Origin of the sequence: Amnibacterium soli (genome assembly GCF_039544415.1) — a bacterium.
Lineage (GTDB): Bacteria > Actinomycetota > Actinomycetes > Actinomycetales > Microbacteriaceae > Amnibacterium > Amnibacterium soli.
Window position 1 is genome coordinate 202048 of record NZ_BAABLP010000002.1, and the last position, 16721, is coordinate 218768.

Genomic DNA, 16721 nt, shown 5'->3' on the forward strand with positions numbered 1-16721 from the left:
GAAACGGGGCGTCCGGCGCCGGATCCGCGCTAGCCTGAGGCCCGCAATCCAGCAGCCCTGCAGAGAACCATGAAGGTGGGACCATGGCCCTCACGCCTGAAGACGTCGTCAACAAGCGTTTCCAACCGACGAAGTTCCGCGAGGGCTACGACCAGGACGAGGTCGACGACTTCCTCGACGAGGTCGTCGTGGAGCTCCGTCGCCTCGGTCAGGAGAACGAGGACCTGCGCCAGCGCCTCATCGCCAGCGAGTCACGGATCGCGGAGCTGCAGCGCTCCTCGGTGCCGGCGACCGGCGAGCAGGCCGCGCAGGCCCCGGCCCAGCAGCAGCTGAGCTACCCGACCGCGCAGACGGACGTCAGCGCCGCCGACGGCTCGAACACGAACAACCTCCTGCAGCTCGCCCGGCGCCTGCACGAGGAGCACGTCCGCGAGGGCGTCGAGAAGCGCGACGCGCTGATCGCCGAGGGGCACGCGACCGCGGCCCGCGTCGTCGCCGACGCCGAGGCGAAGCAGCGCGCGCAGCTCTCCACGCTCGACCAGGAGCGCGCCGTGCTCGAGCACCGCATCGACGAGCTCCGCGCCTTCGAGCGCGAGTACCGCCAGAAGCTGAAGGGGCACATCGACAGCCTCCTCCGCGAGCTCGACGCCTCGAACGTGGTGACCGGCTCGAACTCCTACGGGGCCGTCGGCGTGCCGACGCCGTCGGGCTTCCAGGGCTTCGGTGCCAGCTGACCTGAACGCACCTGACGGGGCGTCGCCGGTGACGGCGGCGCCCCGTTCGGTGTCCACCCCGGTCCGCCCGGCGGTGCTCGTCCTGCTCGTCGTCGTGGCCGTCGCCGTGGCCGTCGTCGACCAGCTGGTCAAGGCGTGGGCGGTCGCGAACCTCACCGAGGGCGTGCCCGTGCAGGTGCTCGGCGACCTGCTGATCTTCCGGCGCGTCGCCAACCCGGGCGCGGCGTTCTCGTTCGCCACGGGCGCGACCTGGGTCTTCTCGGTCATCGCGGTCGCCGTCGTGGTGTTCCTCGTCTGGTTCGCGCGCCGCATCCGCTCGGTGCCCTGGGCGGTGCTGTTCGGTCTGCTCCTCGGCGGCACGATCGGCAACCTGACCGACCGGCTCACCCGCGCCCCCGGCTTCGGCGTCGGCCACGTCGTCGACTTCATCCTCGTGCCGTGGTTGCTGCCCGCGATCTTCAACCTCGCGGACACGGCGATCGTCACCTCCATGTGCCTGTTCGTGCTGCTCACGCTGCTCGGCCGCGGCATCGACGGCAGCAAGCGGCCCGCCCGCGCGAGCGACTGACGTGCCCGAGCGGATGCTGCCGGTGCCGGACGGGCTCGCGGGGGAGCGGGTCGACGCCGGCCTCGCCAAGCTGCTCGGCCTCTCCCGCACCCGCGCGGCCGCCATCGCCGACGAGGGCGGGGTCGAGGTCGACTTCCGGCCCGTCGGCCGCTCCGACCGCCTGCCCGCGGGCGCGCTGCTGTCGGTGCGGTGGCAGGAGGCGGCCGAGGTCGCGATCGAGGCGGTCGAGGTGCGCGGCATGGGCGTCGTGCACGAGGACGACGACCTGATCGTGGTCGACAAGCCCGCGGGCGTCGCCGCGCACCCGTCGCCGGGCTGGACCGGCCCGACCGTCGTCGGCGGCCTCGCCGCCGCGGGCGTGCGGGTCAGCACCTCGGGCGCCGCCGAGCGCGCCGGCGTCGTCCACCGCCTCGACGCGGGCACCAGCGGCCTGATGGTCGTCGCGAAGAGCGAGCACGCCTACACCGTGCTCAAGCGCGCGTTCAAGGAGCGGACGGTGGACAAGGTCTACCTCGCCCTGGCGCAGGGGCACCCGGACCCCACCTCCGGCACCATCGACGCGCCGACCGGCCGGCACCCGAAGGCCGAGTACCGGTTCGCCGTCGTCGCGGACGGGCGTCCGTCGGTCACCCACTACGACACGGTCGAGGCGTTCCGCGCGGCGACGCTGATGGAGGTGCACCTGGAGACCGGGCGCACCCACCAGATCCGCGTGCACTTCGCCTTCCTCCGCCACCCGCTGGTCGGCGACACCATGTACGGCGCCGACCCCGTGCTCGCCGAGCGGCTCGGCCTGACCCGGCAGTGGCTGCACGCGGCCCGGCTCGGGTTCGACCACCCGGCGACGGGGGAGCGGGTCGAGTTCGAGTCGCCGCTGCCCGAGGACCTCGCGCACGCGCTGGAGCTGCTCCGCGACTGACGTCGGGGCACCGGCATGAGGTCGCTCTCCGACGTCCGCTGGATCGGCGGCGGCAGTGGCGCCGGCAAGTCGACCGTCGCGGCGCTGCTCGGCGCGCGGCACGGCGTGCCCGTCGTGTCGACCGACCTGTCGCTGCGGGACCACGCCGCGGCCGCGGCGGGCACGGCGAGCGTGGACGCGTTCGTCGGGATGTCGATGGACGAGCGGTGGGTGCGGCGCGATCCCGAGGCGATGCTCGAGACGTTCCCGTGGTTCCGAGGCGCGGGCTTCGACCTGCTGCTCGATGCGCTGCCGCCGCAGCGGCCGCTGCTCGTCGAGGGGTTCCGGCTGCTGCCGCACCTGGTCGCCCCGCTGCTCGGGCCCGAGCGCCGGGCCGTGTGGCTGCTGCCGACGCCCGCGGTGCGCGAGCGCGCGTTCGCGTCCCGGGCGGAGGAGGGGCGCGCCTTCTGGGAGCGGACGTCCGACCCGGCGCGCGCGCTGGCGAACGTGCTCGAGCGGGACCGGCTGTTCACGCAGCGCCTCCGGCGGGAGTGCGCGGTGCTGGACCTGCCGGTGATCGAGGTGGACGGCGGGCTGGACGCGGAGGAGGTCGCGGACCGGACCGCAGCGGTCCTCGGCCTCCGACCCCGGCCCGCCTCGGGCCCCGACGGCGCCCGGTCGGCGGCGGGGTGGTATCACCCGCGAAACGCGTCCGGATCAGGCGACACTGCCACTGTCCGAACCCGCCGCTAGCGTGCTCGCACAATGGGTGCCAACGACAGCTTCGTCCATCTCCACGTGCACTCCGAGTACTCGATGCTCGACGGTGCCGCGCGCCTCGGCGACATGCTCGGCGAGGCCGCGAAGCAGGGCATGCCCGCGATCGCGATCACCGATCACGGCAACACGTTCGGCGCGTTCGACTTCTGGAAGCAGTCGCAGCAGCACGGCGTCAAGGCGATCATCGGCACCGAGGCGTACCTCACGCCGGGCACGCACCGCTCCGACAAGACGCGCATCCGCTGGGGTGACGGCGGCGGCGACGACGTGTCGGGCTCCGGCGCCTACACGCACATGACGATCCTCGCGGAGAACACGACCGGGCTGCACAACCTCTTCAAGCTCTCGTCTCGCGCGTCGATCGAGGGCTACTACTTCAAGCCCCGCATGGACCGCGAGCTGCTGCACGAGCACCACGAGGGGCTCATCGCCACCACGGGCTGCCCCGGCGGCGAGGTGCAGACCCGGCTCCGGCTCGGCCAGTGGGACGAGGCGGTCGCCGCGGCGGCGGAGTTCCGCGACATCTTCGGCAAGGAGAACTTCTTCGTCGAGCTGATGGATCACGGCATCGGCGTCGAGCGCCGCGTGCAGCAGGACCTGCTGCGCCTCGCGAAGGAGCTGTCGCTGCCGCTCGTGGCCACCAACGACCTCCACTACACGCACGCCGAGGACGCGACGAGCCACGCCGCCCTGCTCTGCGTGCAGTCCGGCTCGACCCTGGACGACCCGAACCGCTTCAAGTTCGACGGCGACGAGTACTACCTGAAGTCCGCCGCGGAGATGCGCCGGATCTTCAAGGACCTGCCCGAGGCGTGCGACAACACCCTCGTCATCGCCGAGCGGTGCGAGATCGAGTTCGACACCAAGGCGAACTACATGCCGCGCTTCCCGGTGCCGGAGGGGGAGACCGAGGACTCCTGGTTCGTCAAGGAGGTCGACCGCGGCCTCGAGGTCCGGTACCCCGACGGCGTGCCCGACCCGGTGCGCAAGCAGGCCGAGTACGAGAAGTCCGTCATCCTGCAGATGGGCTTCCCCGGCTACTTCCTCGTCGTCGCCGACTTCATCAACTGGTCCAAGGAGCACGGCATCCGCGTGGGCCCGGGCCGAGGCTCCGGCGCCGGCTCGATGGCCGCGTACGCCATGCGCATCACCGACCTCGACCCGCTCGTGCACGGGCTGATCTTCGAGCGGTTCCTGAACCCCGACCGCGTCTCCATGCCCGACTTCGACGTGGACTTCGACGAGCGCCGGCGCGACGAGGTGCTCCGCTACGTGACGGACAAGTACGGCGACGACCGCGTGTCCCAGATCGTCACCTACGGCACGATCAAGGCGAAGCAGGCGCTGAAGGACTCGGGCCGCGTGCTCGGCTTCCCGTTCGGCATGGGGGAGAAGCTCACCAAGGCGATGCCGCCCGCGATCATGGGCAAGGACATCTCGCTGTCCGGGATCTTCGACCCGTCGGACAAGCGGTACAAGGAGGCCGGCGACATCCGCGCGGTCATCGAGATGGACCCGGAGGCGAAGACGGTCTTCGACACCGCGCTCGGGCTCGAGGGCCTGAAGCGCCAGTGGGGCGTCCACGCGTGCGGCGTGATCATGTCGAGCGTCCCGCTGACCGACGTGATCCCGATCCAGCGCCGCGAGCAGGACGGCCAGATCGTCACGCAGTTCGACTACCCGGCGTGCGAGTCGCTCGGCCTGATCAAGATGGACTTCCTCGGGCTCCGGAACCTCACGATCATCGAGGACGCCCTCGACAACATCAAGGCGAACCGGGGGCACCGGCCGGTGCTCGAGGACCTGCCGCTCACCGACCCGGACACGTACAAGCTGCTCGCCGCGGGCGACACGCTCGGCGTGTTCCAGTTCGACGGCGGGCCGATGCGCGCCCTGCTGCGGCTCATGAAGCCGGACAACTTCGAGGACATCTCCGCGGTCGGCGCCCTCTACCGGCCGGGCCCGATGGGCGCGAACTCCCACACGAACTACGCGCTCCGCAAGAACGGGCTGCAGGAGATCGTGCCGATCCACCCCGAGCTCGCCGAGCCCCTCAAGGACGTCCTCGGCACCACCTACGGCCTGATCGTGTACCAGGAGCAGGTCATGGCCATCGCGCAGAAGCTCGCGGGCTTCAGCCTCGGCCAGGCCGACATCCTCCGGCGCGCGATGGGCAAGAAGAAGAAGGCGGAGCTGGACAAGCAGTTCGCCGGCTTCAAGGCGGGCATGAACGAGAACGGGTACTCGGACGAGGCCGTCGCCACGCTCTGGGACATCCTGCTGCCGTTCTCGGACTACGCGTTCAACAAGGCCCACTCCGCCGCGTACGGCGTCCTGTCCTACTGGACCGCGTACCTCAAGGCGCACTACCCGGCCGAGTACATGGCCGCGCTGCTCACCTCCGTCGGCGACGCCCGCGACAAGCTCGCGGTCTACCTGAACGAGTGCCGCCGCATGAAGATCCGCGTGCTGCCGCCCGACGTCAACGAGTCGATCGGCTTCTTCGCGGCCGTCGGCGAGGACATCCGCTTCGGCATGGGCGCGATCCGCAACGTCGGCTTCAACGTCGTCGAGCAGATCATCCAGGCGCGGCAGGAGAAGGGTCGCTTCACCTCGTTCCACGACTTCCTGCGCAAGGTGCCGCTCGGCGTCGCGAACAAGCGGACCGTCGAGTCGCTCATCAAGGCCGGCGCGTTCGACTCGCTCGAGGCCACGCGACGCTCGCTGCTCGAGATCCACGAGGGCGCGGTCGACGCGGTCGTGAAGGACAAGCGGATGGAGGCGAACGGCGACTTCGGGTTCGACTTCGACAGCCTGTTCGACGAGCCGCAGGAGGCCTCGCAGGTCCCGCAGAAGCCGGAGTGGAGCAAGAAGCAGAAGCTCGCCTTCGAGCGCGAGATGCTCGGGCTCTACGTGTCCGACCACCCGCTCGCCGGGCTGGAGGCCGTGCTCGCGAAGCACGCGTCCACGTCCATCGGCGACCTGCTCGCGCTCGAGACGCCGCCCGACGGCGAGCAGGTGACGCTCGCCGGGCTCGTGACCGAGGTGCAGCACCGCGTCGCCCGCAACTCGGGCAACCAGTACGGCATCGTCTCGATCGAGGACTTCGGCGGCACCGTCAGCGTGATGTTCCTCGGCAAGGCGTACCAGGAGTTCGCACCGGGCCTCGTGGCGGACAGCGTCGTCGTGATCCGCGGGCGGGTGTCCGCCCGCGACGACGGGATGAACATCCACGCCAACAGCCTGTTCCTGCCCGACCTCGGTTCGAGCGGCGGCGGGGGCATGGTGATGATCACCCTCCCCGACGTCCGCGCCACGACCGCGACGGTCAAGTCGCTGGGCGACGTGCTGATCCGCAACTCGGGCGACACCGAGGTGCGGCTCCGGCTCACGAAGGGCGACACCGCGCGCGTCTTCGAGATCCCGTACCCGGTCCGCGTCACCGCCGACCTCTACGGCGAGCTGAAGAGCCTCCTCGGCCCCGCCTGCCTGTAGTCCTCGTCCGCCCGCCGCCGCTGCGCACGGCAGCGGGCGGACGCCCCCGGGGTCGTCCGAGGTGGCTCCTCTAGGCTCGACGACCGTGCTGCGGACCATCGACCTGCGTGGCGGACTGCCCGATCCGGCTGCGATCCGAACGGCACTGCCGCGTCCGGCCGAGGACCCCGCGTCCGTGCAGGGCGACGTGCTGGCGCTGATCGAGGACGTGCGGACCCGGGGCGAGGCGGCGCTGCTCGAGCAGGCCGACCGCTTCGACGGCGGACGTCCGCCGTCGGTGCGAGTGCCGGTGGAGGAGATCCGCGCCGCCGAGCAGGCGCTGCCGGCGGAGATCCGCTCGGCCCTCGGCATCGCGATCGAGCGGGTCGGCGCCGCCAGCCGCGCACAGCTGTCCGAGCCCGTCACCACCCGGCTCGGCGACGGGGCCCGGGTGCAGCAGCGCTGGATGCCCGTCCGCCGGGTCGGCCTCTACGTGCCGGGCGGCCGCGCGGTGTACCCGTCGAGCGTCGTGATGAACGTCGTGCCCGCGCAGACCGCCGGCGTGCGGGGCATCGCCGTGGCGACGCCGGCACAGCGGCGGTTCGGCGGCCGGGCGCACCCGGTGATCCTGGGCGCGGCGGGCCTGCTCGGCGTCGACGAGGTCTACGTCATGGGCGGCGCCGGTGCCGTCGGCGCCTTCGCGCACGGCGTCCCCGGCATCGGCCTCGGCCCGGTCGACGTGATCACGGGCCCGGGCAACGTCTTCGTCGCCGCTGCGAAGCGGGCCGTCGCCGGCCTCGTCGGCATCGACTCGGAGGCGGGCCCCACCGAGATCCTCGTGGTGGCGGACGGTTCCGCCTCGCCCGACCTGGTCGCCGCGGACCTGGTCAGCCAGGCCGAGCACGACGTCCTCGCCGCGGCGGTGCTGGTGACCGACTCGCCCGAGCTCGCGCAGGCCGTGGACGAGGCGGTCGCGCGCCGCGCCGCCACGACCTTCCACGCCGAGCGGGTCGCCGCCTCCCTCCAGGCGCAGCAGTCGGGGATCGTGCTCGTCGACGACCTCGCGGCCGCGGTCGTCGTCAGCAACGCCTACGCGCCCGAGCACCTCGAGGTCCAGACCCGGGACCCGTGGCCGCTCGTCGCGGAGCTGACGGAGGCGGGCGCGATCTTCGTCGGCGCCGCCACCCCGGTCAGCCTCGGCGACTACGCGGCGGGGTCCAACCACGTCCTGCCGACCGGCGGGACCGCGCGGTTCGCCGCGGGGCTCTCGGTGCGGCCGTTCATCCGGCAGCAGCAGGTCGTGGACTACGACCTCGACGCCCTCCGCGAGGCGCAGCCGGTCGTGCGCGCGCTGTCCGACGCCGAAGGCCTTCCCGCGCACGGCGACGCCGTCGACGCCCGCTTCTCCTGACGAGCACCGGGCGCCGTGAGCGCAGGGCCTGATCAGCGCCGAATGACAGCGCTGTCATTCCTCCAGGACCCCGGATAGACTGGCGCGCAAGATGCACTGCCCCTTCTGCCGCCACCCGGACACCAGGGTCGTCGACTCCCGCGTGGGCGACGACGGCCTCGCCATCCGCCGGCGCCGGCAGTGCCCGAACTGCGGCCGGCGCTTCTCGACGACCGAGACCGCCAGCCTCTCGGTGATCAAGCGCAACGGCGTGCTCGAGCCGTTCAGCCGCGAGAAGGTCGTGTCCGGCGTGCGCAAGGCGTGCCAGGGCCGACCGGTCACCGACTCCGACCTGGCGCTGCTCGCGCAGCGCGTGGAGGAGGCGATCCGCGCCACAGGAGCGAGCCAGGTCGAGGCGAACGAGATCGGGCTCGCGGTGCTGCCGCCGCTGCGCGAGCTCGACGAGGTCGCCTACCTGCGCTTCGCGAGCGTGTACCAGGGCTTCACGTCGCTCGACGACTTCGAGGCGGCCATCACGCTGCTGCGCGTCGAGAACTCCTCCGCCAGCTCCACCGGCGCCTGATCCGGCCCGTGGGCATCGTCGAGCGGGCGTACCGCGTCCTCTTCCGCGCCGTCCTGATGCGGCTCGACCCCGAGACCGCGCACCACGCGGCGATGCTCGTCATCCGCGGCCTCGGCGCCGCGCCCGGAATCGGCGACGTCGTGCGCCGGCGCACCCTGCGCGGCGCGCAGCCGGTGACCGCCATGGGGCTGCGGTTCCCGACGCCGTTCGGCCTCGCGGCCGGCTTCGACAAGAACGCGGTCGGGCTGCGCGGGCTCGGCGCCCTCGGCTTCGGGCACGTGGAGATCGGCACCGTGACGGCGCTGCCGCAGCCCGGCAACCCGAAGCCCCGGCTGTTCCGGCTGCCCGCCGACGGCGCGCTCATCAACCGCATGGGGTTCAACAACCACGGCGCGGAGGCGGTCGCCGCGCGGCTGCGGCGGCTGCGGCGGTCCGGCGGGCTGCCGATCGTCGGCGTGAACATCGGCAAGAGCCGGGTCACGGCCGTCGAGGACGCGGTCGACGACTACCGCGCCTCGGCGCGCGTGCTGGCACCGCTGGCGGACTACCTCGTCGTGAACGTCTCGTCGCCGAACACCCCCGGCCTGCGCGGGCTGCAGGAGCTCGACCTGCTCGAGCCCCTGCTCGCGGCCGTGCTCGCGGAGGCGGACGGCACGCCGCTGCTCGTGAAGATCGCACCCGACCTCGACGACGACGCGGTGCGCCACATCGGCGAGCTGGTCGGCCGGCTCGGTCTCGCGGGCGTCGTCGCGACGAACACCACGATCCGGCGCGACGGGCTGCGCACGCCGGTCGCGCAGGTGGAGGCGATGGGTGCGGGCGGCCTGTCCGGCCCGCCGGTCGCGGCTCGTTCGCTCGAGGTCCTGCGGCTGCTGCGCGAGACGCTGCCCGCCGACGCGTGCCTGATCAGCGTCGGGGGAGCGGCTTCCGCGGACGACGTGCAGGAGCGGCTGAGCGCGGGCGCCGACCTGGTGCAGGGCTACACGGCGTTCCTCTACCGCGGCCCGGGCTGGGCCGCGGCGCTCAACCGCTCGCGCTGAGCGCCCGGAAGGGCGTCGTCCGCGCGGGCGCTACTCGATGCGAGTGCCGCGCCGCACCTGCGGCTTGGGCACGCGGAGGTTGCGGAACTGCGACGCCCGCATGACCACGTAGAGGTTGAGACCGCGCTCGACCTTCGACCTGTCGCCGAGGCGCTGGGCGAGCCGGCGGCGGATCATCGCCGCGCGGATCAGGCCGTCCACGATCGTGATCGCCAGGTACCCGTACAGCGGGAAGAAGAGCCAGGTCGCCTGCGGCACGACGAGCGTCGCGACGAAGAAGAGCACGAAGACCGGGATGAGGAACTCGCCCACGGTCCACTGCGAGTCGACGAAGTCGCGGGCGAACTTGCGCTGCGGCCCCTTGTCGCGGGCGGGGAGGTAGCGCTCCTCGCCGTTCGCCATGCCGATGCGGGCGCGCTCGCGCACCTCGGCCTCGCGGGACCGCGAGACCTTGCGGGCCTGCTTGCGGTCGGCCACGACGATCGGGCGGCGGTTCGCGGCCTCGCGGTCGCGGCGCGACGGCGTCGCCCGGCCCTTGCCGCCCGCGAACACATCGGGTTCGGGCGGTGTCTCGACGGCCTTCTTCGCCATGAGCGTCTCCTCGTCAACGGCTTCTAAGGTTACCGGCATGCCGGTCGAACCCGCGGAGCAGCCTGGGCCCCTTCTTCCCGGTACCGGGACACCGCGAAGCGGCGTCCCGGCCGAGGAAGAAGGGATCCTCGATGCCGTCGCGGAGGGCTTCCCCACCGCGGTGAGCGCCCTCGGGCGGCTGGTGCGCATCCCCTCCGTGGCGTTCCCCGGCTTCCCGGAGGAGCCGCTGCTGCAGAGCGCCGACGCGGTCGCCGAGCTGCTGCGCGGCACCGGCGCGTTCGAGCTCGTCGACGTGCGCCGCGCGGAGTACGACGCGGAGGAGGGCCGGGTCGCCGGCTCACCCGCCGTCGTCGCCCGGCGCGCTGCCGCACCCGGACGGCCGACCGTGCTGCTCTACGCGCACCACGACGTGCAGCCCGCCGGGCGCGAGGAGCTGTGGAGCACACCGCCCTTCGAGCCGACGCTGCAGGGGGAGCGGCTCCACGGTCGCGGCGCCTCGGACGACAAGGCCGGCGTCGTCACCCACGTCGCGGCGGTGACCGCGGCCCTCCAGGCGCTCGGCGACGACCTCGGCGTGGGCATCGCGATCTTCATCGAGGGGGAGGAGGAGGCGGGCTCCCGCTCCTTCGACGCCTTCCTCGCCGAGAACCACGACCTGCTCGAGGCCGACGTGATCGTGGTCGCCGACTCCGACAACGTCAGCACCTCCGTGCCGGCGCTCACCTCGTCCCTGCGCGGCAACGCGACCGCGACGCTCGAGATCGCGACGCTCGACCACGCCAGCCACTCCGGCATGTTCGGCGGCGCGGCGCCCGACGCCGTGCTCGCCGCCGTCCGGCTGCTGAGCACGCTGTGGGACGAGGACGGCGCCGTGGCCGTGGAGGGACTGACGTCCGCAGCGCCGCCCGACGGCGGTCCCGCCGGACCGAGCATCGAGCAGCTCACCGCCGACGCGGCCCTGCTGCCCGGCGTCCGGCCGATCGGTCGCGGCAGCGTCGCCGACCGCCTCTGGTACGGCCCCTCCATCACCGTCACCGGCATCGACGTCACGGACGTCGTCAACGCCTCGAACACGCTGCTGCCGTCCGTGCGGGTCCGCGTCAGCTGCCGCATCGCCCCCGGGCAGGACGCGGGGGAGGCCTTCGCCGCGCTCGAACGGCACCTGCGCGCACACGTGCCGTTCGGCGCCCGCCTCACGATCAGCGACGTCGACCTCGGCCAGCCGTTCCTCGTCGACCAGTCCGGCTGGGCCGCCGAGGCCGCGCGCCGGGCGCTGGCCGACGGCTGGGGCGCCGAGCCCGAGCTGACGGGCATCGGGGGTTCGATCCCGTTCATCAGCACGCTGACGGAGCGGTTCCCGGCCGCGCAGATCCTCATCACCGGCGTCGAGGACCCGGACACGCGCGCCCACTCGCCGAACGAGTCGCAGCACCTCGGCGCGCTCCGCAAGGCGATCGCCGCCGAGGCGCTGCTGCTCGCGCGGCTCTCGCGACGCGACGCGTCCTGACCGGACGCGCGCGGACACGATCGCGGAGCGCGCGCATCCCGCGACGCGCGTCTACCATCGAGCCATGACCGACACCGCCATCCTCGGCACTCCCACCTCGGACACCGCTCACGGCGTGCAGCTCACCAGTGCGGCCGCGGGCAAGGTCAAGAGCCTCCTCGAGCAGGAGGGCCGCGACGACCTGCGCCTCCGCCTCGCCGTGCAGCCCGGCGGCTGCTCCGGCCTCATCTACCAGCTCTACTTCGACGAGCGCCTGCTCGACGGCGACGCGACCGTCGCCTTCGACGGCGTCGAGGTCGTCGTCGACCGGATGAGCGTCCCCTACCTCGACGGCGCCTCCGTCGACTTCGAGGACACCATCCAGAAGCAGGGCTTCACCATCGACAACCCCAACGCGCAGGGCAGCTGCGCCTGCGGCGACAGCTTCCACTGAGCCGATGGCTTCGGATCCGCACGCGGATCCGAAGGGGTGCCGCCTCGGAGGCCCTGAACGGGCCTCCGACCAGCGGCCGTCGCGCGGCTCATCACGAAGGACCGGGTGCTTCGGCACCCGGTCCTTCGTCGTCTGCGCGGGGATCCGCGGGCACTCCGGCTGCGACGGACGCCCTCCGCTGGGCGGTGGCCGGGAGGGCGTCGGGAGGCGCGTGCGACACGCCCGAGAGGGGGCGCGCCGGACTGCACGTCCACCGGTTTCGACGCCCGCCCGCGATGTTCTACGGCTTGTGGCGGGATAGGCTTGCGGACGGCACCAGGTGCCTGATGAATCGGGGAAGGGAATCAGTGCGCTCCACTCGACGACGCGTGATCCTCGCGCCGCTACTGGCGGTCGGGGTTGCAGCGGCCCTCACGGGCTGCAGCACCCTGGAGATGCACGGTTACCTGCCCGGCTTCGTCGCCGGGCAGCCGAACACCACCAACCAGACGCAGCGCGTGTCCGACCTCTGGACGGGTTCCTGGATCACCCTGCTCGCCGTCGGCGTCATCACGTGGGCCGTGATCATCTGGTTCGCCATCGTCTACCGGCGCCGTCGCGGCCAGACCGGCCTGCCGGTCCAGGTCCGCTACAACATGCCGATCGAGATCTTCTACACGATCGTGCCGCTGATCCTCGTGCTCGGCCTCTTCGCCTTCACGGCGCGGGACCAGACGGCGATCGAGACCCGCTACGCCAACCCGGCCGTCGTCGTCGACGCCTACGGCAAGCAGTGGGCGTGGGACTTCGACTACAAGAACGACCAGGTCTACGAGCAGGGCATCCAGGCCCAGCCGGGCGAGGGCGCGAACTTCGTCGAGTCGGCCATCCCGACCATGTACCTGGTCGTCAACAAGAAGACCGAGATCCGCCTCCGCACGCGGGACGTCAACCACTCCTTCTGGGTCGTCGACTTCCTGTACAAGAAGGACATGATCGCGGGCAAGACCAACTACTGGGACTTCACCCCGACCCGCATCGGCACCTATGAGGGCAAGTGCGCGGAGCTCTGCGGCGAGTTCCACTCGCGGATGCTCTTCAACGTGAAGGTCGTGTCGCAGGCGGACTACGACGCCCACATGGCCGAGCTGCGAGCCCGAGGCAACACCGGGCTCCTCGGCACCAAGTACGACAAGGACGACAACGCCGCGACGTCCGGCAGCCAGGACAGCGGCGTGGACATCCCGTCGGAGAACAACGGCGGCATCGAAGGTTGATGAGGGGAAGAGCGCAGCGATGACCACGACATTGGGCCGCCCGAGCGGGCCGGCCTCACTCCCGGCCGGTCAGGCCGAGGCCATCGCGGGCGGCAGCCAGGTCGCCCGCAAGGGCAACCTCATCGTCGAGTACCTGACGACGACCGACCACAAGAAGATCGGGTACCTGTACCTGATCACCTCGTTCATCTACTTCCTGATCGGCGGCGTGCTCGCGCTGATCATCCGGGCGCAGCTGTCCGAGCCGGGCCTCCACGTCGTCGCGACGCCGGAGATCTACAACCAGCTGTTCACGATGCACGGCACGATCATGCTGCTGATGTTCGCGACGCCGCTGTTCGCCGGCTTCGCCAACGCGCTCATGCCGCTGCAGATCGGCGCGCCCGACGTCGCGTTCCCGCGGCTGAACGCCTTCGCGTACTGGCTCTACTTCTTCGGCAGCCTCGTGGCGGTGTCGGGCTTCTTCACCCCGCAGGGCTCGGCCGGCTTCGGCTGGACCGCGTACGCGCCGCTGTCGAGCGCGCAGTACTCGCCCGGCCTGGGCGGCACGCTGTGGGTCTTCGGCCTCGGCCTCTCCGGATTCGGCACGATCCTCGGCGCGGTGAACTTCATCACCACGATCCTGACGCTGCGCGCGCCCGGCATGACGATGTTCCGGATGCCGATCTTCACCTGGAACATCCTCATCACGTCGCTGCTCGTGATCATGGCGTTCCCGGTGCTGGCGGCCGCGCTGCTGACACTCGGCGCGGACCGGGTGCTCGGCGCCCACGTGTACGACTCGTCCAGCGGTGGCGCCATCCTCTGGCAGCACCTGTTCTGGTTCTTCGGGCACCCCGAGGTCTACATCATCGCGCTGCCGTTCTTCGGCATCATCAGCGACGTCATGCCGGTGTTCAGCCGCAAGCCGATCTTCGGCTACAAGACGCTGATCTACGCGACGATCTCGATCGCGGCCCTGTCGGTCGCCGTGTGGGCTCACCACATGTACGTCACCGGATCGGTGCTGCTGCCGTTCTTCGCCCTGATGACGATGCTCATCGCGGTGCCGACCGGCGTGAAGATCTTCAACTGGACCTTCACGATGTGGCAGGGCTCGGTGACGTTCGAGACACCGCTGGTCTGGGCCCTCGGCTTCCTGATCACGTTCGTGTTCGGCGGCCTCACCGGCGTGATCCTGGCCTCCCCGCCGCTCGACTTCCACCTGTCGGACAGCTACTTCGTCGTCGCGCACTTCCACTACGTGGTGTTCGGCACCGTCGTGTTCGCCATGTTCTCGGGCTTCTACTTCTGGTGGCCCAAGTGGACCGGGCGGATGCTCGACGAGCGCCTCGGCAAGATCCACTTCTGGCTGCTGTTCGTCGGCTTCCACATGACGTTCCTGGTGCAGCACTGGCTCGGCGTGCTCGGCATGCCCCGCCGGTACGCGACCTACCAGGCCGGCGACGGCTACACGACGATGAACGAGCTGTCCTCGCTCGGTGCGGGCATCCTCGCGCTGTCGATGCTGCCGTTCCTCTACAACGTGTGGGTCACCGCTCGTCGGGCGCCCAAGGTCACGGTCAACGACCCGTGGGGCTACGCCCGGTCGCTCGAGTGGGCGACCAGCTGCCCGCCGCCCCGGCACAACTTCACGTCGATCCCGCGCATCCGTTCGGAGTCGCCGGCGTTCGACCTGAACCACCCGGAGGCGGGCATCCCGATGGGCATCGGCCCGGCCAAGGACGCGCCGGACACGCCCACCTACGACTCGTCCCGCGGAGAGGTGCGGTAGTCGCTCATGCGCGTCAACATCAACATCCTCTGGGTGCTGGCGACCTTCTTCGCGATCGCCTGCGCGGCGTACTCGATCTGGGCGATCCTCACCTACGGCCAGGTGGAGCCCGTGGGCAGCATCGGCATCGGCCTCGTGTGCGTGATGTCGGTCTTCATCGCCTTCTACCTGCAGCGCTCGTTCAAGGCGCAGGGCGGCCCGCTGCCCGAGGACCGGCTCGACGCCTCCATCGACGACGGCGACCCGGAGCTCGGGCACTTCAGCCCGTGGAGCTGGTGGCCGCTGGTGCTCGCGATCTCCGCGACGCTGGGCTTCCTCGGCATCGCGGTCGGCGTGTGGATCGCGGCGATCGGCGGTGCGGTGTTCATCATCGCGATCGTCGGCTGGGTCTACGAGTACTACCGGGGCTACTTCGCCCGCTGACCCGACAGCACACGAACGGCCCGGAGGATCCGTCCTCCGGGCCGTTCGTCGTTCCCGGCACCTTCGCAAGGGCCCGCGTCGCGGGGGAGCCGCCGCGGTTCGCGGCGGGCATGCCCACCGCGCCGGGGCGCAGGTACCGCGCGACGGCGCACAGGGCCGGCACCGACGACGTCTGCGGAGGCGGGCGGATGCCAGGAGCTCGCCCGCGGCCCGCGCCGGCAGTGGCGACTCGAAGCCCCGCACGCCGCCGGACCTCACGTCGCCCCCCGCGTCCCACCGTCGACGCGCGGTAGCTGCACCTCGCGCGGCAGGCGTGCCGACCGCGCGTCGGCGGGAGTACCGCGCGACGTGGCGGCGGGACGTCGTGGGCCAGGTGACCGGGGAGTCGTTCAGGACCGGATCGCGGCGTCGACGCGCGGTAGCCGCATCCCCACGCAGTAGGCGTGTCCACCGCGTGCAGGCCGGACCACCGCGCGACGTCGGCGCCCCACGTGCAGCCTCGGGCGGGCACGAGCACCTGGCGCGGTGCATGCCGACGAGCGGATCGCACACCGTGGAGACGGGTGCTCCTGGCACCGACAGGGCGCGCACCTCACCGGCGTCGTCGTCGTGCGCCGGCCGCGGCTCCGGGCCGTCCGCTCGTCGATCGCAGGTCCGCGGCAGTACCGCGCACGGGCGGCTCGCCGGCACCATCGTCGCGCGGTAGCCGCGCCCCCGCGCGGTCGGCATGCCTGCCGCGCGTCGGCGGGAGCACCGCGCGACGTGGCGGATGAGCGCGACGGGTCAGGAGCCGGGGGAGTACCCCGGGATGCGGTCGAGGAATGGCACCTGGCCCGCGGTGAGCAGCACCCGCGCCTCCCGCACCGATGCCCACCGGACGCGGTCGAGCTCCGGGACCTCGAACGTGCGGCCGCGCAGGGTCATCGAGAACGTGCCGGGCTCGAACGCCTCGAGGTCGACGTCGCCCTCGGTGAGGAACAGCCGGACCGACTTGCCGGACCGCTGTCGCACGGCGCCCAGGTCGACGTAGGGCGCCGGGGGAGGAGCGATGCCCGTCTCCTCGTGGAACTCCCGCAGGGCCGCCTCCAGCGCCGTCTCTCCGGGCTCGAGCGCGCCCTTCGGGAAGGACCAGGCCCCTGCGTCCTTGCGGGCCCAGAACGGGCCGCCCATGTGGCCGACCAGCACCTCGCGGTCCAGGTCCACCGCTCGCTCCGCAGGGCGGACGACGAGGAGGCCGGCACTCGTACGAGTGCCGGCCTCCTGCGTCGCG

Annotated in this window: 15 protein-coding genes; 13 read left to right on the plus strand and 2 right to left on the minus strand. The window is 71.8% G+C overall.

What is annotated here, in order from left to right:
- Nucleotides 1–83: 83 nt before the first annotated feature.
- The 8 genes from ABEA53_RS04965 (at nt 84) to ABEA53_RS05000 (ending at nt 9467) form a co-directional block, all read left to right on the plus strand.
- Nucleotides 84–734, plus strand: coding sequence for a DivIVA domain-containing protein (locus ABEA53_RS04965; protein ID WP_345479907.1), 651 nt, complete (start codon nt 84–86; stop codon nt 732–734).
- A 49-nt stretch (nt 735–783) separates the two neighbouring features.
- Nucleotides 784–1302, plus strand: coding sequence for a signal peptidase II (gene lspA / locus ABEA53_RS04970; protein ID WP_345479908.1), 519 nt, complete (start codon nt 784–786; stop codon nt 1300–1302).
- 1 nt (nt 1303) lies between these two features.
- A complete protein-coding gene (locus ABEA53_RS04975; protein ID WP_345479909.1) occupies nt 1304–2221 on the plus strand; it encodes an RluA family pseudouridine synthase in 918 nt (305 codons plus the stop codon).
- A gap of 15 nt (nt 2222–2236) precedes the next feature.
- A complete protein-coding gene (locus tag ABEA53_RS04980; protein WP_345479910.1) occupies nt 2237–2953 on the plus strand; it encodes a hypothetical protein in 717 nt (238 codons plus the stop codon).
- A 12-nt stretch (nt 2954–2965) separates the two neighbouring features.
- Nucleotides 2966–6475, plus strand: coding sequence for a DNA polymerase III subunit alpha (gene dnaE, locus ABEA53_RS04985; protein ID WP_345479911.1), 3510 nt, complete (start codon nt 2966–2968; stop codon nt 6473–6475).
- An 85-nt stretch (nt 6476–6560) separates the two neighbouring features.
- Nucleotides 6561–7865, plus strand: coding sequence for a histidinol dehydrogenase (gene hisD, locus ABEA53_RS04990; protein WP_345479912.1), 1305 nt, complete (start codon nt 6561–6563; stop codon nt 7863–7865).
- 91 nt (nt 7866–7956) lie between these two features.
- Nucleotides 7957–8427, plus strand: coding sequence for a transcriptional regulator NrdR (nrdR, locus tag ABEA53_RS04995; RefSeq protein ID WP_345479913.1), 471 nt, complete (start codon nt 7957–7959; stop codon nt 8425–8427).
- A gap of 8 nt (nt 8428–8435) precedes the next feature.
- Nucleotides 8436–9467: a quinone-dependent dihydroorotate dehydrogenase gene (locus tag ABEA53_RS05000; RefSeq protein ID WP_345479914.1), complete on the plus strand. Its 1032-nt coding sequence runs from the start codon at nt 8436–8438 to the stop codon at nt 9465–9467.
- Nucleotides 9468–9497: 30 nt separating this feature from the next.
- Here the strand turns inward: ABEA53_RS05000 and ABEA53_RS05005 are convergent, their stop codons facing one another.
- A complete protein-coding gene (locus ABEA53_RS05005) occupies nt 9498–10058 on the minus strand; it encodes a DUF3043 domain-containing protein (RefSeq protein ID WP_345479916.1) in 561 nt (186 codons plus the stop codon).
- A gap of 37 nt (nt 10059–10095) precedes the next feature.
- Here ABEA53_RS05005 and ABEA53_RS05010 point away from each other — a divergent pair, with 37 nt between their 5' ends.
- From ABEA53_RS05010 to ABEA53_RS05030, 5 genes are all read left to right on the plus strand, one after another.
- The gene (locus ABEA53_RS05010) at nt 10096–11565 is read left to right on the plus strand and encodes a M20/M25/M40 family metallo-hydrolase (protein WP_345479917.1); all 1470 of its coding nucleotides are present in this window, start codon (nt 10096–10098) and stop codon (nt 11563–11565) included.
- 64 nt (nt 11566–11629) lie between these two features.
- Nucleotides 11630–11998, plus strand: coding sequence for an iron-sulfur cluster insertion protein ErpA (erpA, locus tag ABEA53_RS05015; RefSeq protein ID WP_345479918.1), 369 nt, complete (start codon nt 11630–11632; stop codon nt 11996–11998).
- A gap of 347 nt (nt 11999–12345) precedes the next feature.
- The gene (gene ctaC / locus ABEA53_RS05020; protein WP_486303790.1) at nt 12346–13254 is read left to right on the plus strand and encodes an aa3-type cytochrome oxidase subunit II; all 909 of its coding nucleotides are present in this window, start codon (nt 12346–12348) and stop codon (nt 13252–13254) included.
- Nucleotides 13255–13273: 19 nt separating this feature from the next.
- A complete protein-coding gene (gene ctaD, locus ABEA53_RS05025) occupies nt 13274–15028 on the plus strand; it encodes an aa3-type cytochrome oxidase subunit I (protein ID WP_345479920.1) in 1755 nt (584 codons plus the stop codon).
- Nucleotides 15029–15034: 6 nt separating this feature from the next.
- The gene (locus tag ABEA53_RS05030; RefSeq protein ID WP_345479921.1) at nt 15035–15451 is read left to right on the plus strand and encodes a cytochrome c oxidase subunit 4; all 417 of its coding nucleotides are present in this window, start codon (nt 15035–15037) and stop codon (nt 15449–15451) included.
- Nucleotides 15452–16234: 783 nt separating this feature from the next.
- Here the strand turns inward: ABEA53_RS05030 and ABEA53_RS05035 are convergent.
- Nucleotides 16235–16654, minus strand: a complete 420-nt coding sequence (locus ABEA53_RS05035; RefSeq protein ID WP_345479922.1) for an NUDIX domain-containing protein — start codon at nt 16652–16654, stop codon at nt 16235–16237.
- Nucleotides 16655–16721: the final 67 nt, after the last annotated feature.